The organism is Acinetobacter harbinensis (genome assembly GCF_000816495.1).
GTDB classification, from domain to species: domain Bacteria; phylum Pseudomonadota; class Gammaproteobacteria; order Pseudomonadales; family Moraxellaceae; genus Acinetobacter; species Acinetobacter harbinensis.
Genome location: NZ_JXBK01000001.1, coordinates 2,192,562 through 2,213,538, shown reverse-complemented (window position 1 = coordinate 2,213,538; position 20,977 = coordinate 2,192,562). Strand labels below are relative to the sequence as shown.

At 41.0% G+C, this 20,977-nt stretch carries 18 protein-coding genes; 12 read left to right on the top strand and 6 right to left on the bottom strand.

Annotated features, from left to right (window positions below):
- Positions 1-592 precede the first annotated feature (592 nt).
- Entirely contained in the window at positions 593-1,672 is a 1,080-nt protein-coding gene (serC, locus tag SE27_RS10370) for a 3-phosphoserine/phosphohydroxythreonine transaminase (protein ID WP_039623132.1), read from the top strand.
- A gap of 72 nt (positions 1,673-1,744) precedes the next feature.
- Here the strand turns inward: serC and SE27_RS13995 are convergent, their stop codons facing one another.
- Positions 1,745-1,885, bottom strand: a complete 141-nt coding sequence (locus SE27_RS13995) for a hypothetical protein (protein ID WP_171160689.1) — start codon at positions 1,883-1,885, stop codon at positions 1,745-1,747.
- 288 nt (positions 1,886-2,173) lie between these two features.
- Complete coding sequence (locus SE27_RS10365) at positions 2,174-3,106, bottom strand: hypothetical protein (protein ID WP_039623131.1); 933 nt, start codon at positions 3,104-3,106, stop codon at positions 2,174-2,176.
- Between the two features lie 270 nt (positions 3,107-3,376).
- Here SE27_RS10365 and SE27_RS10360 point away from each other — a divergent pair, with 270 nt between their 5' ends.
- The gene (locus tag SE27_RS10360) at positions 3,377-3,847 is read left to right on the top strand and encodes a YaiI/YqxD family protein (RefSeq protein ID WP_039623129.1); all 471 of its coding nucleotides are present in this window, start codon (positions 3,377-3,379) and stop codon (positions 3,845-3,847) included.
- 12 nt (positions 3,848-3,859) lie between these two features.
- Positions 3,860-4,771, top strand: coding sequence for a DMT family transporter (locus tag SE27_RS10355; RefSeq protein ID WP_039623127.1), 912 nt, complete (start codon positions 3,860-3,862; stop codon positions 4,769-4,771).
- A gap of 1 nt (position 4,772) precedes the next feature.
- Here the strand turns inward: SE27_RS10355 and SE27_RS10350 are convergent, their stop codons facing one another.
- Positions 4,773-5,342 carry a PilZ domain-containing protein gene (locus tag SE27_RS10350; RefSeq protein WP_039623125.1) on the bottom strand — a complete coding sequence of 190 codons (570 nt, stop codon included), beginning with the start codon at positions 5,340-5,342 and terminating at the stop codon, positions 4,773-4,775.
- Positions 5,343-5,365: 23 nt separating this feature from the next.
- On the opposite strand from SE27_RS10350, the gene SE27_RS10345 reads away from it, so the two are divergent.
- The 3 genes from SE27_RS10345 to SE27_RS10335 all read left to right on the top strand — a co-directional run bounded on the left by SE27_RS10345 (position 5,366) and on the right by SE27_RS10335 (position 9,789).
- A complete protein-coding gene (locus tag SE27_RS10345) occupies positions 5,366-6,601 on the top strand; it encodes a lipoprotein-releasing ABC transporter permease subunit (RefSeq protein WP_039623123.1) in 1,236 nt (411 codons plus the stop codon).
- Positions 6,594-7,277: a lipoprotein-releasing ABC transporter ATP-binding protein LolD gene (gene lolD / locus SE27_RS10340; protein ID WP_039623121.1), complete on the top strand. Its 684-nt coding sequence runs from the start codon at positions 6,594-6,596 to the stop codon at positions 7,275-7,277. Before SE27_RS10345 ends, lolD begins: the two co-directional genes overlap by 8 nt.
- An 85-nt stretch (positions 7,278-7,362) precedes the next feature.
- Positions 7,363-9,789 (top strand): DNA internalization-related competence protein ComEC/Rec2, encoded by a 2,427-nt coding sequence (locus SE27_RS10335; protein WP_039623118.1) that lies wholly within the window; start codon positions 7,363-7,365, stop codon positions 9,787-9,789.
- A gap of 5 nt (positions 9,790-9,794) precedes the next feature.
- Here SE27_RS10335 and SE27_RS10330 read toward each other — a convergent pair whose 3' ends face one another.
- Positions 9,795-10,742 (bottom strand): lysophospholipid acyltransferase family protein, encoded by a 948-nt coding sequence (locus SE27_RS10330; protein ID WP_039623117.1) that lies wholly within the window; start codon positions 10,740-10,742, stop codon positions 9,795-9,797.
- 130 nt (positions 10,743-10,872) lie between these two features.
- Between SE27_RS10330 and sppA the strand changes: the two genes are divergently transcribed.
- On the top strand, positions 10,873-11,898 hold the full coding sequence (gene sppA / locus SE27_RS10325; protein ID WP_039623116.1) for a signal peptide peptidase SppA: 1,026 nt from the start codon (positions 10,873-10,875) through the stop codon (positions 11,896-11,898).
- Positions 11,895-12,707: an alpha/beta fold hydrolase gene (locus SE27_RS10320; RefSeq protein ID WP_039623115.1), complete on the top strand. Its 813-nt coding sequence runs from the start codon at positions 11,895-11,897 to the stop codon at positions 12,705-12,707. The genes sppA and SE27_RS10320 overlap by 4 nt, the downstream gene beginning before the upstream one ends.
- 60 nt (positions 12,708-12,767) lie before the next feature.
- Here SE27_RS10320 and purN read toward each other — a convergent pair whose 3' ends face one another.
- Both purN and purM read right to left on the bottom strand, forming a co-directional pair.
- Complete coding sequence (gene purN / locus SE27_RS10315) at positions 12,768-13,397, bottom strand: phosphoribosylglycinamide formyltransferase (RefSeq protein WP_039623114.1); 630 nt, start codon at positions 13,395-13,397, stop codon at positions 12,768-12,770.
- Positions 13,394-14,461 carry a phosphoribosylformylglycinamidine cyclo-ligase gene (purM, locus tag SE27_RS10310; RefSeq protein ID WP_039623112.1) on the bottom strand — a complete coding sequence of 356 codons (1,068 nt, stop codon included), beginning with the start codon at positions 14,459-14,461 and terminating at the stop codon, positions 13,394-13,396. Before purM ends, purN begins: the two co-directional genes overlap by 4 nt.
- Before the next feature lie 134 nt (positions 14,462-14,595).
- On the opposite strand from purM, the gene cxpE reads away from it, so the two are divergent.
- The 4 genes from cxpE to SE27_RS10290 all read left to right on the top strand — a co-directional run bounded on the left by cxpE (position 14,596) and on the right by SE27_RS10290 (position 20,894).
- Entirely contained in the window at positions 14,596-15,810 is a 1,215-nt protein-coding gene (gene cxpE / locus SE27_RS10305) for a chloramphenicol efflux transporter CxpE (RefSeq protein ID WP_039623111.1), read from the top strand.
- 21 nt (positions 15,811-15,831) lie between these two features.
- Positions 15,832-16,536, top strand: coding sequence for a DnaA regulatory inactivator Hda (hda, locus tag SE27_RS10300; RefSeq protein ID WP_039623109.1), 705 nt, complete (start codon positions 15,832-15,834; stop codon positions 16,534-16,536).
- 119 nt (positions 16,537-16,655) lie between these two features.
- Positions 16,656-18,479, top strand: coding sequence for a rhombotarget A (gene rbtA / locus SE27_RS10295; protein ID WP_039623107.1), 1,824 nt, complete (start codon positions 16,656-16,658; stop codon positions 18,477-18,479).
- 3 nt (positions 18,480-18,482) lie between these two features.
- Positions 18,483-20,894, top strand: a complete 2,412-nt coding sequence (locus SE27_RS10290) for a CSLREA domain-containing protein (protein WP_039623106.1) — start codon at positions 18,483-18,485, stop codon at positions 20,892-20,894.
- Positions 20,895-20,977: the final 83 nt, after the last annotated feature.

Here is a 20,977-nt window from a genome sequence, read left to right as displayed (position 1 = left end):
GATGAATGTGCCAATCGTCTGGTATATATTTTTTTGTGCCCAGATCAAATTTAGTCGCATAGATTTGGCTCTCAACATTATTGTTATAAATTATAGCCTGCTTCAAGTAGAATATCTTTAAAGCCACGAATATTATTGATTAATATGCATTTGTATAATAAGTGGTATTTATGATTTAAAGCACTAAAGTGCATCATCATACTGATGATGGCAAAAAATGCAGCTAAAATTGATACTATTATAGTTTGGCTCATCTGTTCATGTGCCGCAAATAAATATACTGCGTGAATTTAAGCCCTCAGAAATAATGTAGTTATGAGGGATTGATAAATAATATAAATTAAACCAGTAAAATATTTAAAATTTTATCTCGTCAGCATTCAAGCCATTTGCTTTAACACATAAAAAAGATTGGCCTCTTTGATTGCATGAATAGCAGGTGTAAGCTTAATAAATTAAAATTAACAGCACGATCTTCATTGAAATTTTGACTTTAATTCTGCAATAACATTGAAATATTTTCAGGATAATGTAGTGTAATCTGTGCTTAAATGCCGTTATTTTATTGTGTTTCACTTTGAAAGGAAAAATCATGCGCGCGTACAATTTTTGTGCTGGTCCTGCTGCATTACCCACTGCTGTTTTAGAACGGGCACAAGCTGAAATGCTGGATTGGCACGGCAAAGGGCTTTCGATCATGGAAATGAGCCATCGTAGTGATGACTATGTGGCCATCGCTGAAAAAGCAGAAGCCGATTTACGCAAATTGATGAACATCCCAGAGAACTATAAAGTCTTGTTCTTACAAGGGGGAGCATCATTACAGTTTTCTGCTATTCCTTTAAACTTATTGGGTAAAAATAATAAAGCCGATTATATCGATACTGGAATTTGGTCGGAAAAAGCCCTTAAAGAGGCGAAGCGTTATGGTGATATTAACGTCATCAATGCAGCCACGCATATTAACGGTAAATTGGCCATCAGTGAACAAAGTGAGTGGAATCTATCCAATGATGCCGCGTATGTGCATTATGCAGATAATGAAACCATTGGCGGTTTACAATTTGCCGCGGTGCCGCAGGTAAACGCGCCATTGGTGTCAGATTTGTCCTCAAGTATTCTTTCTGCTCCAGTGGATGTGTCTCAGTTTGGCCTCATCTATGCAGGCGCACAAAAGAATATTGGTCCAGCCGGCTTAACGCTGGTGATTGTGCGTGAAGATTTACTCGATCAAGCAAAACCTGAAATTCCAACGCTATTAAAATATGCTGAACAAGCTAAAAATGGCTCAATGCTCAATACGCCGTCTACCTATGCGTGGTATTTATCTGGTCTGGTGTTTGAATGGTTGTTAGAGCAGGGCGGTGTAGAGGCTATGCATCAGATTAATCTTGCTAAAGCCAAACTGCTGTATGGTTATATTGATTCAAGTGATTTTTATGCCAATCCGATCGTTGAAGCCAATCGTTCTATTATGAATGTACCGTTTACCTTGGCCAATGCAGATTTAGATGCATTGTTCTTACAAGAAGCGCAGCAGCAGCATTTGCTTAATTTAGCGGGTCATCGTTCAGTGGGTGGAATGCGCGCCAGTATTTATAATGCCGTTCCTTTACAAGGCGTACAGGCTTTGGTTGAATTTATGGATACCTTTGCCAAGCGTCATGGTTAAGCATCTTTAATCTTTGACATAAAAAAAGCCCATCACTTAAGATGGGCTTTTTTTACAAGATGTAAAACAGCATTATAAAATAAAATGATGTAACAGATAAGCCGACAGCAACATGCCCAACATGAAAAATACACATGCGGTGGAATCTAAGTCAAAACGTTTAATAAACTGATGTTCAGCGTGTTGTATATTTTCTTCTTGCACGATTTTCATGGGAAAACTCTATTACGATTTATATAATCGTTAATTCCTATGGTGAGCTTGTATTTTTAACACAAAAAGTTGCCTAAATAAAGTACTAAATTGCAATAGACTCTTGGGCTAAATATGTATGTATAGCACAAGTGATTTTTCTGCTGCTATCTTGTGCTGGAAACGCAATCATCACTTATTCAATAGAATTGTAGATTCAAGATTCGCTATCCGTCTCAAGAAAAATCCAAATGACTATTGGCCAAAAAGTCATCTAGAGCAATACCTTATTTGGCCATCACGCATGATTTATGACTTTTTTGCATGAATATTGGCTTGAATCCATAAATTTCCGCGAATAAATTGTCCAATTTGGAAGTCTTTATGTGCAGCATCTTTGCTCGCTATACGAATAAGCGTCGCTTCCTGATTTTCATCATGAATCAAGGCGACATCATACAAGGTGTATTCTTGATCGATAAAGTGCATGGCCGTTTTACCCACAATATTACCTTGAAACCATGCTTCATCTTCTTGTCCCATTTTCTCGCCATATAAATAGGCGACCATTTTTGAGAAATCAACGGTAACGGGTTGTGTGTCATCGTCCGATTTAGGCTGCCAAGCATCAATTTGTTCTTGTAAATTAGTCGGAGCGACGCCGTCATTTGCCGCTAAAATATCATTTAACGCACGATGATGTTTAATCGAAGCAGGGTCATCCACCACCAATTGCTCATGGTCAGACACCGCTTCAAGTCCATAGGCCCATGCATTTAATTGCACTAAATAGGGCTGATCTTTTTCATAATGCAGATGGTTAACGCTATAGAGGCTGTCAAAGGCATAAACAATACTGTTGGCGCCTAAATTTAAGCGCAGTACCGCTTGAGCATTGGAGGTACAGGTAATAATTCGCTCAATACTGGCTGTAACTTTATACGGACTTTCAAAGCTTGGAAAAGCAGTTTTGACGCGCTGTGGCTTATTATTTTCTACCGCAATCACTTGCGCTATTTGTACCGCTGCTTTTTGTGGGCCTTGAATGAGCCATGTGCTTTGTTCCATGTCACACTCTTGTTGGCAAAGCCCCATTGGCATGACCGGCGCATCGAGCGCGAGGCCCAACCACTGCGGCACATGAGTCGCGGGATGATCGGTAAGTAAATTCCAATGCTCGACATGACTACCAAAGTTTTCATCTTCAATAGTGATAATTTCTGGTCTATTCTGATTTTTCATATTCACAATTGATATTTGGTTAGATTTGTATATTAAATCGAGGGTTATTTTAAAATTTCAAGTCATCTGCACAAAATTAAAGCCGCTAAGTAACGAAAATAATATAAATATGCCAAATCAATGTGCTTAAACGCCAGAATGCATCCGATCAAGGCTGATTGGTGCTAGATCAAATAAAAAAGCTGTGGACAGATCAATGGATAAATGCATGCGTTTAGCAGCCGGAATTTGCTAGACTAAGGCCTATTCTTTTCTTGTTGTGGATGCTGCGTGCTGCCATTTAAACTTTGGGTAGATGCTGATGCATTGCCTAAAATTCTGCGTGAAGTGATTCTTCGCGCATCCGATCGTTATCAATTAGAAGTCACTTTTGTGGCCAATCAAAATGTTGGTATTACGCCCTCTATACGGATTAACTCCATTCAAGTGATGAGTGGGGCAGATGCTGCGGATCAAGAAATTATTGATCGTATGAAGCCCAATGATATTGTGATGACACAAGATATTCCTTTGGCTGCATTGGTAATTGAAAAAGGCGGCATTGCGATTCATCCGCGCGGTGAGGTCTATACCTCCGCCAATGTCAAAGCGCGACTGCATTTGCGTGATTTTATGGATAGTCTGCGCGGTGCAGGGGTCAATACGGGCGGCCCACCACCGATTTCTGAACGTGATAAGCGGGAATTCTCTAGTTCACTGGATCAAACTATTCAGAAACAAAAACGTAAAACTGCCCTTTAAACTGAGCCTGTTATGCCGTCTAAAGCCAATATTGTGGCAACGTATGTGTTGTTGGTGTTTATTTGGGCCACTGCACCGTTGGCCATTGTTTGGAGTGTGTCCGATCTACATTTAATGTGGGCTTTGGTGCTGCGCTTTTTTATTGCGTTACCGTTAGCAGTTTTGGTGTTGCTTATTTTAAAGGTCAAATTTCCAGTTGATCGCAGGGCATGGCATAGTTATTTGGCCGGTTCATTTAGCTTGATGGGTTCGCAGTTTTTTACCTATCTGGCCACCAGTTATTTAAGCTCAGGCATTATTGCTTTGATGTTTGGTTTGGCACCAATTATGGCCGGTTTAATTGGTCGTTTTGCCTTTCACAAACATCTTAATCGTTTGCAGTGGTTGGGCATGCTGATCGCAGTGGTTGGACTGGCGATCATCTGTTTTGGCGGGGGAGATCAGCATATTCATCCTATCGGCATTGTTTTAATGTTGATAAGTGTATTTACCTATGCTTTTTCTATCTTTTGGGTCAAGAGCGTCAATGCCAGCGTTAATCCAGTGGCGCAGGCGACGGGCTCCATTTTTATCTCCAGTATTGCTGCGCTGTGTATGCTGCCATTTATTTGGCAATATGTGCCGACGCATCTGCCGCAGACCAAGTCTTTATTTGCGCTGCTGTATGCTGCCATTATGGCTTCACTGATTGCCATGTTCTGTTATTTTAAACTGGTACAAAACATTCAAGCCAGCACCTTGTCTTTAACCACCGTAATGACGCCCATGCTGGCTTTAATCATTGGTGCTGTGCTGAATCAAGAGGCATTATCGGTACTGGTTTTCGTCGGCGCCTTGGTGTTGTTGCTGGGTATTTTCATCTATTTCTATCGTGATTTTAAGGCGAGTCGCACGCTGGCCTATAAAATTAAATCTGGTCGGTAATTTAAGTTTGATTTTTAAATGCCGTCACTGCTTCAGAGAGCTTCACTTTGTCTTGTGGATGTAAGGTAATGAAGTAGGCGCCAATGCGGTATTTTCCATTGTCTTCTTCGCGGCTATAAGCCACTTGCGCGGTTGCAGCAATATGAAAGGCATTTTCAGGATGACTTAAGGTCACATGCAGATAGGTGCCTTCTTGCATAGCATGTTCATTAAAAAAACTAAATCCGGTTTCTGAAAAATTAACATGTTCAGGGATTGGTAACATCGATTGTACGATGGCATCGTACAAAGAACCTGTAATCAGGTTCAATTTCTGATTAAATAAGGATAATATTCGAGCAATTTGTTGATCTCTTTGATTTAATTGTTCTAATTCGTAGTTTAAAGCATGATCAAATTGATCTAATTCTGCAAGTAGTAGAAAATAACGCGGCAGCACAAAGTTAGGATCATAAGGGTCATTAAGCGCAACATCATCAGAGATAATCTGATAATTAATACGCAAGGCAGCATCGATACGCGACATCACGCGGCGTTCCATGTTACCGCTTTGATGCTGTGAATTTTCCATAATTATTCCTCGGACTTGATGGTATGTTTAAACCAATCTCGCTGTATATAGGGTTAAGATATACCCGCGCACGGCGTAGTAACCACTTTATCTCTTTTATTGCATTGGTTTCTATGATCGGTCTCACCTTAGGCGTGGCCGTCCTCATTACCGTGTTATCCGTAATGAATGGTTTTGACCGAGAGTTGAAAACCCGTGTCTTGGGAATGATACCTCAGGCTACTGTTTCTTCAACGCAAATTTTAACAAATTGGCCTGAACTTGTAAAAAAAGTTGAACAACATAAGCATGTCGTGGGTGCAGCACCATTTACCCAATTACAAGGCATGCTCACCGCACAAGGACAAGTGGCGGGGATTATGGTGTCAGGGATCGAGCCGGAGTATGAAAAGAAAGTTTCAATCATCCAAGACCACATGGTCGCAGGCAGTATCAATGCCTTAAAAAAAGGTGAATTTGGGATTGTTTTAGGCAAACAAATGACCGATTCATTGGGCTTGGGTTTAAATGACAGCATCACTTTGGTGTTGCCAGAAGCGACGCCTTCACCTGCCGGCGTTGTGCCGCGTTTTAAACGGTTTAAAATTGTCGGTATTTTTAGTATTGGTGCAGAAGTCGATTCGATGATGGGCTACATTGCCTTAAATGATGCCTCTACTTTATTGCGTCTACCTGATGGCGCACAAGGGGTGCGTTTAAAGTTAGATGATATTTTCTTAGCCCCTGAAGTGGCGGATGATATTGTCAAAGACTTACCGAGCAATTTTTATGCATCGAACTGGACTTTTACCCACGGTAATTTATTCAGTGCAATTCAGATGGAAAAAGCCATGGTGAGCCTGCTTTTATTCCTGATTGTTTTGGTTGCTGCATTTAATATTGTGTCATCGTTGGTCATGGTGGTGACTGATAAAAAGTCAGACATTGCTATTTTACGTACTTTGGGCGCATCTCCTGCCACCATTACCCGAATTTTTATGGTGCAAGGCACAATTATTGGGGTGATTGGAACGGTGTCGGGCGCAATTTTGGGGGTGATTTTTGCCTCAGGTATTAGTGGCTTTATAGGCTGGCTAAATACAGCATTTGGTTTAAACCTGTTCGATGCTTACTTTATCAATTATTTACCGTCGTATTTGCGTTGGCAAGATGTGGTGGTGATTGTCTGCTTGTCTTTAGGCTTAAGCTTTTTAGCGACCATTTATCCGGCATTTCGTGCGGCTAAAACTCAACCTGCAGAGGCCTTACGTTATGAGTAATATTGTGCTCGAAGCGAAGAATATCTCAAAAAGTTTTACCGATGGTAAGACCACGGTAGAGGTGATTAAAGATCTCTCTTTACAAGTGCAAGCAGGGGAATTCGTTTCAATTGTTGGCTCCAGTGGTTCAGGTAAAAGTACCTTATTGCATGTGCTAGGCGGGTTAGATAGCCCAACTGCAGGACAAGTCTTTTTAAATGAAAAGCGCTTTGATACCTTAGGTGAAGCCGAGCGCGGTTATTTACGAAATCAGCATTTGGGTTTTGTGTATCAATTCCATCATTTATTGCCTGAGTTTAGCGCTTTAGAAAATGTGGCGATGCCACTGATGCTGCGTGCTGGAACCAATTATAAGCACTCTAAACAACAAGCGGAATATTTGCTTGAACGGGTGGGATTGTCGCATCGTATGTCCCATACACCGGGTGAATTGTCAGGTGGTGAGCGTCAGCGTGTGGCTTTAGCCCGTGCCTTGGTGACCAAGCCAGAGTTGATGCTGGCCGATGAACCAACCGGAAATTTAGACCGTAAAACGGCAGTCAAAATTTTTGAGTTGCTCAGTGAGTTACGTCGCGAATTTAATATGGCAATGCTGATCGTCACCCATGATGAACAGTTGGCGCAGGCCGGTGATCGCATCTTACATATGCAAGATGGCGTATGGATTAACGCTTAAGTCGATAGCAATAAATTAAAAAAATGAATTGAAGCTCACCTCGGTGGGCTTTAATATTAGGCAAAATATAACGCTTATAAAAATAATGATTCAATTAATCTGTTTAGGCTGGATAATCGGCATTGCCAGTATGGGTCAAGATATCCTGCTGTTGCACTCCTTGCTTATTCCCAGTATTTGTTTTTTTAGTCTATGTTTACTGGCTAAGTTGACTATTTTTAAGAGCATTTCTGCTTTGTGGTTAAAGGCCAGCTTACTCGGGATCAGCTTTTTCTTGGCCCTACTACTTGGTTCGTATTATGCCCAGCAGCAGCTCAATCAACGTTTACACTTAAGAGAGCAACACAGCGCACAGCTGGAGCTGATTGTCTATATTAAGCATATCAATGAACAGCGTGAGCATGTTTTACAACAAAAAATACAGGTATTAAATCGGCATGTACAGCCTGTGCAGTGGCAAGCTTCTGTAAAAATTGAGCAGCCTGCCACTCAGCAATGGGCACTACAATTAGGTCACTATTATCGCTTACAAGGCACTACACGACCGGCACATGGCTACGCCACACCGGGTGTTTTTGACCAAGAGCAGTGGTTTATTCAGCAAAATATCATGTCTGGTTTTAAAGTGCTGGCTATACAAGAGCTGACCGAACAGCAGATCAATGCTTTGGGCTATGCTAGCTATGTCAAGCGGCAACACGCATGGGCCAATCAAGTTCGACTCTGGATTGAGCAGCAGCGTTTAGCGCTGCGTGATTTTATTCATCAGCAACCTGTACAGCATAAAGGTCTACTTTTGGCCCTATTAACTGGAGATAAAAGTTTACTAGATCGGCAAACCGAGCAGTTATTCCAACGTTTTGGAGTGAGTCATTTATTGGCCATTTCTGGGCCACATGTACTGATTTTCGCTATTCTATTTTGTGCTGCATTACATCAACTGATTCGCCGTTATGCGATACAGATATATTTAATCTGGCCAAAACAATATTTTTTCATTCTGCCTTTTTGCAGTTGCGTCTTGCTGTACTGTGCTTTTGTCGGCTTTGAAATTCCTGCGTTAAGAACGCTATTAAGCTGTATGGTTGTGAGTGCTTTTTTACTGTTAAAACAAAAAATTCAGCCCTTAACGATTTTATTGCTGAGTGCAGCAATTTTGCTTATTTTTGATCCATTTAGTGTTTTATCGGCAGCTTTTTGGTTGTCTTACGTGGCGTGTTTTGTGCTATTACGAATTTATCAAACCATACAACAGCAGCATTCTGCCACGCCAATCAAAAGTAAAATGCAATTATTCAAGATGCAGCTCAAGCTGTTAATTGAATCACAATGGAAGATATTTGTGGCTTTATTTCCCTTGATGATCATCTTCTTTAAACAACTGGCATGGATCAGCCCACTGAGTAATATCTTGGCATTGCCATGGATTGGTTTGGTGGTGGTTCCTTTGGATATTATCGCTGCTTGTTGTTATTTTATTTTTCAACCCTTGGCAGCTCTCATCTTTCAAATCAACGATGTATGTTTGTCGCTATTGTTGCTGCTTTTAAACGGTTTGGATGGCATTTTTTCTGCCAGCTTACAACCTATCGCGATGAATTTTTGGTTATTACTCAGTGTCTGCTTAGGATTAGTTATTATCTTTTTGCCGCGGGGTGTTTTACCCAAAGCATGGTCGCTCTTATGTTTTATGCCGTTTGCGCTCAGTGATCGCCATCCGCATGACTTTGAATTAAGCATACTTGATGTCGGGCAGGGGCAGGCTATTTTTGTGCGCGACCATACGCAAAGCCTGATGGTAGATACAGGCGGTAATTATGATGAAAGTAAGTTTAGTGTAGGTAAGCAAATTATTTTGCCTTTTTTATCGGTAAATGGCGTGAGTACCCTGAATAAATTGATTTTGACTCATTTAGATCAAGATCATCGCGGTGGATATGAATCAATTAAACAGGATTTCCCGATTGAGCAGATTTATTCAAATGAAGCGGTGACGGTCGCTCAAGCGAGTCAGTTCAATTATTGCATACAAGGACAGCAATGGCAGTGGTCAGATCAAGTGCAGATCACTGTTTTATCGCCGCAAAAACAGCATTTGGCTAATGCCGTGCATGAAAAAAATGAACAGTCCTGTGTGATTTATCTACAGGTTAAAAATGCCAAGCCCTATCAAAATTTTCTGTTGATGGGGGATGCTGGATGGCCAACGGAGTATCAGATTTTGCAGGATTATCCCGATTTAAAGGTGGATGTTTTGGTGTTGGGACATCATGGCAGTCGGCATAGCTCGGCTTACGCTTTTTTAAAGCAATTGAATCCTCAATTGGCAGTGGCCTCGGCGGGTGTGAATAATCGCTATGGTCATCCGAGTGTGCAGGTGGAAGCACGCTTAAAAGAATTAAACATCCCTTTGCTCAGTACCATACAACATGGCACGATTCGTTTTTCTAAACAAAAAAACACCATGGCGCTAGAGCTCCAACGCAATACGCGGCAATGGTTAATGCGCTAAATAACTTATATTTGATGCGCTTGCCTACGCACGTCATCGACCAGCTTTAGCGCATCTGGAGTGGCTAAATGATAAATTCTTTCTAATGCTGGATTGGCTTTAAAGCGCTTATAACTCCAGTGATAATGCTCAGGATAACGCAGAATTAGATTTTTAATCGCCTGTAAAATAATCATGGTGCCGTCATTGGCACTACCTTGATAAATTTGGGGATCTATGGCTTCAATATGCATATCGAAGCCTTGATTGGCATTGCGAATAGCATAGAGAAATAAGCTTTTGGCTTTGGTTTTTTGAATTAGTTTGGCACTTAAATTACTGGTGGCCAACGGAATGCCAAAGTATGGAATCATTTCTCCGCCAATATTGGGCGTATGATCGGGCAAAATAACCGTGGTACCCCCTTGTTTTAACGCTTTAAAAATTTGTCTGACACCCGACTCATCCGTTGGCACCAAGTGGGCTTGCTCACGGCTGCGTGCTGCACGTACAAACTGGTTGGCCGCCGCATTTTTAACCGGCTTATATAAAATGGTCATTTGGGTAAATTGTGCGATATAGGCATTCATAATTTCCCATGTGCCAAAATGCGGCACAATCAGCACCACACCTTCAGGTGCAGCGAGAGCATCTTGAAGTAAATTTTCACCGTGAATAGTATGGATACGGGAAATGTTTTGCTTATTGCTGGCACCCCAAATACTGAAAAATTCAAAATATGAGGTCAATTCATTGCGAATCGCCTGTGGAATAATTTTTTCGTGTTGTTCGCTACTTAATTCTGGTAGGGCGATTTGAAGATTAAGGCGAATGGTATTAGAGGTTTTTGATAGTTTTAGCAAATTTACTAGACCTGCTAAGTTTTGCGCAATAAATCTAGATATTTGAATCGGTTGCCGACTGAAAAATTTTAGTAGGCGATACGTTGTATTAGATGGAGTATGGTCAGTCATTGCCTATCGTCAATGTTGGGGAAAAGTGAAGAACAGCAAATATTATAGGCGAAAATAGATTGTTTAGGCGGTTTTCTATGATTCAGTGTATATAATGAGGTCAATTTAACTCATCCTTGGATTATTTTCCATGTCTGAATGGCCACCAAAACCAGAAAACGAAATTCAAAATACTTCATCTAAACTACAAAATAGCAGCGGTCAAGAATGGCAAATTTTAGAAAAAGCCGTTTTAGCCTCTGTCGAAGAACAGCGCCGCGCTCGTCGTTGGGGGATCTTTTTTAAACTGCTCACCTTTGCCTATATCTTATTTGTATTGGTGGTATTGGGTAAAAGTTGCAGTAATGCCAATACCGATCCAACAGCGACCACAAGCGCACATCTGGCGGTGGTGGACATTGTTGGCACCATTGCAGCGGACAAACAAAGTGTGAACAGCACCAACACCATTAAAGCGCTGAAAAAAGCTTTTGAAAGTAAGCAAAGTAAGGCGGTGGTCTTAAATATTAATTCACCGGGCGGCTCGCCTGTGCAATCAGATGAAATCTGGCAAGAAATTCAGTACCTAAAGAAAACCCATAGCGATAAAAAACTGTATGCGATCATTGGGGATACTGGTGCTTCGGGTGCCTATTATATTGCTTCAGCTGCCGATGAAATTATTGTCAATCCATCAAGCTTGGTGGGTTCAATTGGCGTGATTATGCCCAATTATGGCGTGAATGGCTTAATGCAAAAGTTAGGTGTGGAAGATCGCACCATGACTTCAGGTAAAAATAAAGCTTTATTGTCGATGACGCAACCGGTAGATGCTGCACAAAAAGCGCATGTGCAAGGTGTACTGGACAATGTGCATGAACACTTTATTAATGCAGTTAAACAAGGCCGCGGTAAAAAGTTAAAATCTCAAGATCCCGCAATATTTTCAGGTCTATTTTGGACGGGTGAACAAGCCGTTGCTTTGGGTATTGCAGATCGTACCGGTAGTCTTAATAGCTTAAAACGTGAAATGAATATTGATAAAGCCATTAATTACACCATTGAATATAGCCCACTGGATTCTGTGCTGGGTCGTATGGGGAGTTCAATTGGTCAAGGTTTTGCAGCGTCAGTGGCAGAACAGGTTCAAACTGAACAAACGGCTAAATTACAATGAAACCGCTCATTCATTTTGCCCATGCCAATGGTGTGCCATCAAAAGTCTATCAAAAACTATTTGATTTATTGGCTGATGAATACGAGATGATCAATGTGCCTTTACTGGGGCCAGATAAGCGCTATCCAATTGATAACCATTGGAATAGCCTAACCAATCAAGTGATTGATAGTATCGTACGCCAAGCCCAAGGCCGTCCAGTAATTGGTTTGGGCCACTCTTTGGGTTCGGTGTTAACCTTTCAAGCTGCATTGAAGCGCCCAGCTTTATTTAGCCAAGTGATTATGCTGGATCCGCCGCTCATTATGGGTAAAGCATCTTTAGTTTTTCATTTGACGAAATTGCTACGACCCAAATTAGCCGATCAGATGTCGCCTGCAAGTGTCTCGGCACGTCGCCGTGATCATTGGGATTCGCGTCAGCAAGCAGCAGCATTACTGCGTCCCAAAGGTTTTTATCAAGACTTTGATGAAGCATGCTTTAAGGCTTATATTGACTACGCATTAACAGACGATCCTGCACGTGGTGGGGTAGAACTGACCATCTCAAAAGACGATGAAGTGGAAGTATTTAGAACCAATCCTTCGCTGTGGTGGTTGCCGCAACCGAAATTGCAAGTACCTGCGCATTTGGTGGTGGGTGAGCAGAGTTTATTTCATAAACGTCGTTTCCCCCGTTTGGTGCAGAAGAAGTTTGGTATTCCATTTACCGTTACTCCCGGTGGGCATATGTTCCCCCTTGAGCATCCGGTAGAGGTCGTGGCTTTAATTAAGCAATTAATTCAGGCACAAACCCAAGGGTCAAATTAGTTATCTTCTTATCTAAAAAAACGCACCCGAGGGTGCGTTTTTTATTCTCTAGTATTCGATTTAAAAATTACAGAATTGCACAGGTTGTTGTAATGCTTGACCGCGGTATAGCACACCTTGATGTGTATGCTGAAGGGCACCATTACAAATCCATTCCACCACTTGTGGGTAAATCAAATGTTCTAACTGGTGCACGCGTTTGGCCAAACTACTCACATCATCTTGTATCTGGACTTGCAGCACACCTTGGGCAAGCGCTTGACCTGCATCCAGCTCAGCTGTCACGTAATGTACGGTACAACCATGCCAAACATCACCAGTATGAAGTACCCGTTGATGGGTATGCATGCCTTTATAATGCGGCAACAAGGAGGGGTGAATATTCAACATTTTGCCTTGCCAAGCTTGGACAAAGGGGGCACTTAAAATACGCATAAAGCCAGCTAAAATGACCAAATCAACATCCCAAGCCAACAGTTGTTGCTGCATCACAGCATCAAAAGCTTCACGATTGGGATATTGTTTATGTTCAATTATTGCCGTCGCAATTCCTGCTTTTTCAGCCCGCTTTAAAGCATAGGCTTCAGGTTTGTTGGAAATAACGCCGACAATTTGACCTGATAGATTGGCATCAATCAGGGCTTGTAAGTTACTTCCACTACCTGAAACAAGAACAGCAATTTTTATCATGCAAAAACTACACGAATCTTTTCATCAGCACCGGCAACAGACTCTGCATGAGCCGCAATATGGCCCATCGTCCATGCTTTTTCGCCTAAGTCGCTGAGCAACTGAACCGTTTGATCTGCATCTGCTGCGTCAACCACAATCACCATGCCAACACCACAGTTAAAGGTGCGATACATTTCAAATTGCTCAACACCGCCTTCACGTTGCAGTAGTTTAAACAATTCTGGCCACTGCCAAGATGACTCATTCACGATCGCTTGCGCGCCATCTGGTAATACACGGGGTAAATTACCTGGTAAGCCACCACCGGTAATATGCGCCATTGCATGCACATCTACTTGTTTACACAGCTCAAGTAATGGTTTGACGTAAATGCGTGTTGGTTCCATCGCCACATCGGCAAGTGAACGACCATCGATCATTTGTTCTAAATCGACATTTTTAACATCGATAATTTTACGCAGTAACGAGTAACCATTAGAATGTGCGCCGCTAGAGGCAACGCCAATTAAAACGTCACCGGCTTTTACTTTGGTGCCATCAATAATTTTGCTGTGCTCAACCACACCTACGCAGAATCCTGCAAGATCGTAGTCTTCACCTTCATACATACCGGGCATTTCAGCGGTTTCACCACCGACCAATGCACAGCCTGCAAGCTCGCAACCTTTACCAATACCAGTCACTACGTTTGCAGCCACATCAATATTCAAGCGGCCAGTGGCGTAGTAATCTAAGAAAAACAACGGTTCAGCACCACAAACCAAAAGATCGTTTACGCACATCGCCACCAAATCTTGGCCGATGGTGTCATGACGATTCAAATTGAGGGCTAAACGTAATTTAGTACCGACACCATCTGTGCCTGATACCAAAACCGGTTCTTCATAACCTTTCGGGATTTTACAAAGAGCGCCGAAGCCGCCTAATCCGCCCATTACTTCAGGACGTGAAGTACGCTTCGCGACCGATTTGATGCGGTCGACTAAGGCGTCGCCTGCTTCAATATCGACACCTGCGTCTTTGTAGCTTAAACCAGTATTTGGGGAAGTTGAGTTGCTCATAATGAAGTCTCCGCATTCGCGCCGAGATTATACCCGAATATACGAAACTCTTATGTTATTTATGCCCTAAAATGCTATCTTTATTGAAATATTTTGACTTTTAAAACTAATAAACCAAAGAAAGGCTGGAATCTATGGTGGACCGCACCTTGCGTCGCATTTTTGTACTTGCTGGAATCGGATTGATCCTGTGGGTTTTATATTTGCTTAAGCCCGTTATATTGCCTTTTGTTGCTGCCTTTTTAGTGGCTTATCTGTTTAGTCCGTTGGTTGGTCGACTGCACAAATTGGGCTTACCACGTTGGTTATCCATCAGTATTGTCTTTATTGGAATTGGCATTGTTTTAACTTTGGCCATTTGGTATGTCGTACCGTTAGTCTGGCAACAATTGATCTATGCGCGAGACAGTATTCCAGCTGGCATTCATTGGTTAAATTACACCTTTTTACCTTGGGTATCGCAAACCTTTAATGTCGAAGCGATGGAAATTGATACCGAACAAATTTCAAGTGTGGTGATGGACTACATTCAGACCAATTATAGTGCAGACAGTATTCAGTCGGTATTATTACGTGTGGCGCAGTCAGGTCTGAACTTTATTCAAATTGGCGGTGTGGTTGTCTTAATTCCGATTATTGCTTTCTATTTTTTACTGGATTGGGAGCGCATGTTGGACAACATGCGCCGCTTAATTCCACGCCCATATGAGCAAACCACTTTAGTGGTGGTAGGTGAATGCCATAATGTATTGGGTGCATTTGTAAAGGGACAGTTTTTGGTGATGTTCCTGTTGGGTGTGGTGTATGCAGTCGGTTTGCAATTGATTGGTTTAGAAGTCGGTTTAATTATTGGTATGGTTGCAGGATTGGCCAGTATTATTCCGTATTTGGGCTTTGGTGTGGGGATTATTGCGGCAGTGATAGCCACCTTATTCCAATTTGGTATCGATTGGACGCATTTGGCTTTGGTGTTTTTGGTGTTTATGATTGGGCAAGCCATAGAAGGCTATGTACTACAACCATTTTTACTGGGTGATAAAATTGGTTTACCACCGGTTGCTGTGGTTTTTGCTATTTTAGCCGGTGCACAGTTGGCGGGTTTCTTAGGTATGCTCATTGCATTGCCGGTTGCCGCTATTATTGTGGTGTTATTAAGACACCTACGAGATTACTATCAAAAAAGCCATTGGTATGATTCCAAGAGCATTGTTATCAAAAGTACTTTTTCTGGAAATGTCAGTGTGGAAATAGAGTCGAGTAATGTCGATGTTAAGCGAGAAACTGAGGTGCAAAAGAGTCAGCAAAATGCTGAAAAAACCGGTAAGATTGAAATTATCGACCCTAAATAATCTTTAAGGCAAAACCCATATATGCGTCAATTGCAATTAGATATAGAACCTCAACTCGATGCTCGGATTAGTGATTTTTCCGGTCCAAGTTGGGGACATGTTATTGATGCAGTTCGACAGCTTCATGCGGGTTTAGTGAGTCGCTTTTATGTATATGGCGGAGCGGGTTCCGGTAAAAGCCATTTACTCTCTGCTATTTGTGATTCTTATTTAGAAGTGGGGAAATCTGCCATACAGGTTTCCTTGCTTGAGCTGTTAGATGCACCCACTGAAGCCATCACTTCACTAGATCGCTATGATCTGGTGGCTTTAGATGATATTGAAGCCATCAGCGGCGTACCCCATTGGCAAAAAGCTGTCTTTCATTTAATTAATTATAATGATGAGGGGGGCGGTCAGTTGGTATTCTCCTCACGTGTTGCGCCGATTGAATTAAAACTCGAATTGCCAGATTTACAATCTCGTTTGACTCAAGCTGTGAGCGTTAAAGTGCCCACAGGAAGTTTATATGCCGATCGTTTGGCCTTGGTCACTTCTGTGTTAACGCGTCGTGGTATTCATATTGATCCTCAAATAATTGATTATTTGTTAATTCATGGCCCACATCAAACTTCAGTTTTATTACAAAGCTTAGAACAGTTGATTCAACTATTAAAAGGAGAAAAAACGAAAATTAGTCATGCCAATTTAAGACAAATCTACGCATTAATTGATGAATATCGGTAAATAATAAAAAATCTTGAGAAATGCGTTAAGCTGTGACAAAGTACAGCAAAATAATTCGATGTTGCAGGGAATTTGCGACTTAAGAATAAAAATATAGAGAAAATAAAAAGGAGAAAGATATGCTCAAACGGAGCATAGGCCTAGGCGTATTGTGCGTTGCCGGACATGCGTATAGTGCAGATATTATATTAACCACCACAGAAGATATCGTTAAAGACGACAAGGAGTGTTCTCTTCGCGAAGCTATTGCCTATGTAAATCAGGATATGCCCGAACAAGGTTATTTTGGCTGTGGAGGTAAGGCGTCCAGTGCGAATATTATCTTTGAAAAAAAAGCCACTTATAAACTGAATGATCAAATTAAAATTTCAGCGGCAGTGAATTTAAGAACGCTATACGATTTAAGTTTTAATGATAATAAAGAGTTAGGCCTGAATAACGCCATTATTCAAATGGTCGGTAAGAATAATATTTTTTATATTGATGATCAAAAGAAAGATTTAATTAAAGTTAGTCTGACCGAAATTACGCTGCAAGGTTGTAGTGAAACCCTTTGTGCTGAACAAGGTGGATTAATTTATAACAATGAATTTTTGGCTTTAGATCGAGTGAAATTCACCGAGGGTAAAGCAAACCAAGGTGGCGCAATTTATAACGCTGCGCTTCCAGTTGAAGGGAACCCAGATATACGTAGCTTGGTGGAAATTAAATACAGTCTATTTGAGCATAATAAAGCCCAGCAAGGCGCTATTTTGTATAGCCAAGTGCCACAGTTTAGAATTGCAAATTCAGTTTTTCGCGACAATCACACCATTCAGAATACAGCCGCGAATATATATTCTGCGCAGCAACTCGATGCCGCAGCATTGCTGGCTTTTCCTTTAATGAGTTTTAAAGTTTCAGGCAGCACTTTTTATAACAATAAAGGGCCGGCCATTAATGTCCGAGATGGCATGGGGCTAAATAATTTAACCATAGTGGGCAATACATCCGGTATTCAATTTAATGCACCGGCAAAAAAAGCCTATCTTGCCAACAGTATTGTGCTGGGTAATCCTTATCTGAGCAGCCAAGATGATAACTGTAATTTTAATGCCGAAGATCAAAGTTATATCCAAAATAATCTGGTGACCGCTAGCTGTGGTTTAGGGGATGCATCTTATCCAAACGATTTGTGGAGTGGTACGCAGCTGATTGCGGGTGAAGCTTTAGAGGGCAAATGTAAGACCTTAAGTGCAGATCAGACGAGTCTGTTGTGTCCATATACGGAATCTGAGAGTACTTTTTTAGGTTATTTTCGTCCGCGTATTTTAATGAATCATTATTCTTTATCTGATTCATTAATATTAAATAAAGGACGATTGCAATTGAATTCCAATGTGCCGCTGATGGGTTGTGAAGCAGGCGATCAGCGCGATGAGCGTCGTAATACTGATAATAGCTTTTGTGATCGTGGTGCAATTGAAATTATTGTGCCCAGCAGCACCGGATTGGTGGGGAAAGACTTATTGGTGGGGGAGATTGCAACCATTCCTTTGGCTGAGCATTTGGGTGACAGTGATTTAGTACCCAAAGAGCAATGTGATGCCATTCTTGGGAAAAATCCGACGGGAGAACCTTGGCAAGCTGGTTGTGTGCAAGTGCTACAAAATCAGACCGTATCCAAAGGCCAGCTAAGTGTCAATGAGGAAGGTATTTTGGTCTATACGCCAAGGGGGGGGTGGCGCGGTGCAGATTTATTTAAAATTCGCTTAGTGACTTCTTCCACTCGTTTTAATCAGACTAAACCGTATATGGAGCTGAGCGTAAATATTGTACAAGAAGCCAAAAATGATATGCAAAGCAGCAAAGTCACTACATCTGGTGGATCATTTGGATGGTTGAGTCTATTTGCATTATTCGGTTTACTTGGATTACGTCGATATAAAAATAATGAAGGATGATCGATGAAAAATTATAAAAAGGGATTGCTGTATAGCATGATATTGGCTGCAATGTCTTTAATGGCGGCAGAAGAAAAAACCATTTATGTGAATACTTTTGCAGATGAGGATGGTGAAAATTTAAATCAATGCGCATTAAGAGAAGCCATTAAAACAGCCAAAAACAATAAATCTTATGGCGGTTGTAATGTAGGCAATAGCAATTATGGTCAAAAGGATACTATTCAGCTTGAAGAGGGTGAGTATCTACTTAAAAGTGAATTGCGTCCGCAGTCACAAGTATTGATCTTAGGAAAATCACCTTTTGATTATTCCAACAAAGATGTACTCACCAATACTTATCCGGCCACTCAAGCATTAAAGACTAAAATTACTGCCAAGGCTGGATCGCGGATTTTTAATACGCTTGAAAGTGAATCGGCGCTCTCATTAACCAACGTCATCTTAGAGCAAGGCTCTTCAGCAGATGTGGGCGGTGCATTATTAATTGGTGGTGCGCTCACCATGAATAATAGTGCTATTCTCAATTCAACTTCTGCCAAAGCTGGTGGGGCAATTTATGTTGTGGCACAAAATAGTGCGAAAGACATTAATCTGACCCGCACCTTGATACAGGGTAACAATGCACCTGTCGGCAGTGTGATTGCGATGGATTGCGAAGCTAATTTGCTTAATACCAAAGCTATTATTAATCTGAGTAATAGCAGTGTTGTTAAAAATGGTTCTAGCAGCAGTTTAAGTACAATTGATCTATGTGGTAATCCTGAGATAAAGCTTACAGCGAATACTATTGCAAAAAATATCGCAAATCCAGCAAATGGCAGTATTATTCGTTCAGTCAGTGAAGTGAATCATCGTTTAAGTCCTTCGTATTCATTTGCCGCTCTTAGTAATACCATGGTTGAAAATGAGGCTCATAGCACTTTTTATTATGATGATGTGGGTTCAATTTCCTTCAATTTTAATATTCTGGCTTTTAATAGCGGAAAGTCCTGTCGCTACGCGCTCAATAATGGCAATTTAACCAATACAAATCTTAAGATAAGTGCGTCACACAATGTATTTCAGTTGAACGATGGCGCAGGGCAGTGCGATTTACCAGAAGACACACTTAAAGCCGATAATTTCAATCTTAATTTAAGTTCAGTCAGCATGTCGAGTGTGTTGTCTACCTATCAAGCTGCTTCAAAATATAATCTATTTTTACCGATGTATTATCCGATTGATAATCAAAGTAACCTCGATTTAGTTAATGTCTCAGCAGACAAGTGTAGTGATCTGGATCAGCGCGGTCTTCAACGAATTACCAATGGCACTTTGATGTTAGATCCCAGCTTAAAAAATAGCTGTGATATTGGTTCAATTGAGTTGATGCGTTTAACTGCAGCAGATATTATCGATTTAAGAAACCAATCTTATGTGACATTGATAGAGAGTTATAAAACACGTATAGCAATTTTAGAAGAATATTTAAACAATCCAGAGAGCAATAAAGAGTTTATTGCAAAAGACCAAGAGGACTTAAAAAATTGGCAAAATTTACTAAAGTATAGCCAAGAATATGCGCAATATCGTGCAATTTATGTCGACCCTTTTGCACTGACACTACCCAGTGAAGTAAGTGTTTTAAATGCCAATGGCGCGACACGTTTAAAAGAATTGAATAGCGATAATTATAGCGTGTCTACCTATACATATGGCGTCGGTGAATTTGTGGAAAAGGGGGGTAAATCTGAGTTTGTCGGTAATCTTGATCCTAACTTGAAGTGTGAATGGAAAGAAGATTTAAAACGAATTATGATTTATCGTTTAGATGGTAAAACCACCTCATTGGATGGATTTGGATATTGTTCTTACACCATTCGTTCTAAGCAAGCAGATGATGGTTCAGTTTCAACGGGTGTCTTAAAAGTTGATTTTATTAATACGGCACCCATTGCAAAAGATGACCGATATTCGATTACGCCAAGTACGAATCAGAGCATTGCTATTAATCCTTTAGAAAATGATAGCGACGACGGCGATGGTGTCACCCTGCATTTAAATGTTCCATATAAAGGCGCTTTTTATAAAAATGCCAAAGGTATAGAGCTGCCTATCATGCTTGCAGCTATTCCTGCTGGTTTAACGGTTAGAGCAGACCGTAGTGGACCGTGTCCAGATCAATATATTAAAGATACGTGTTACGGTGGACAGCTATACTTCGAGGTGAAAAATAGCTTTAGTCAATTTGATTATGAGATTGAATATAATATTCTTGATGCAGAGGGTTTAAAGTCCAATGATGCAAAAATCGACTTAATCAATACTGCTAAAAACACCAATACACAGGCTTCGGGTGGAGGAAGTGTGGGGGTGTATGGTTTATTTGGCCTAGTTTTACTGGCCGCATATCGCAATCGTAGAAAAAAATAATCCATAAAAATGCCTCAGTTAATGAGGCATTTTTTATATAAATTTTAAGTAGATGGTTAAGCGGAAGAAATATTTTAGGTATT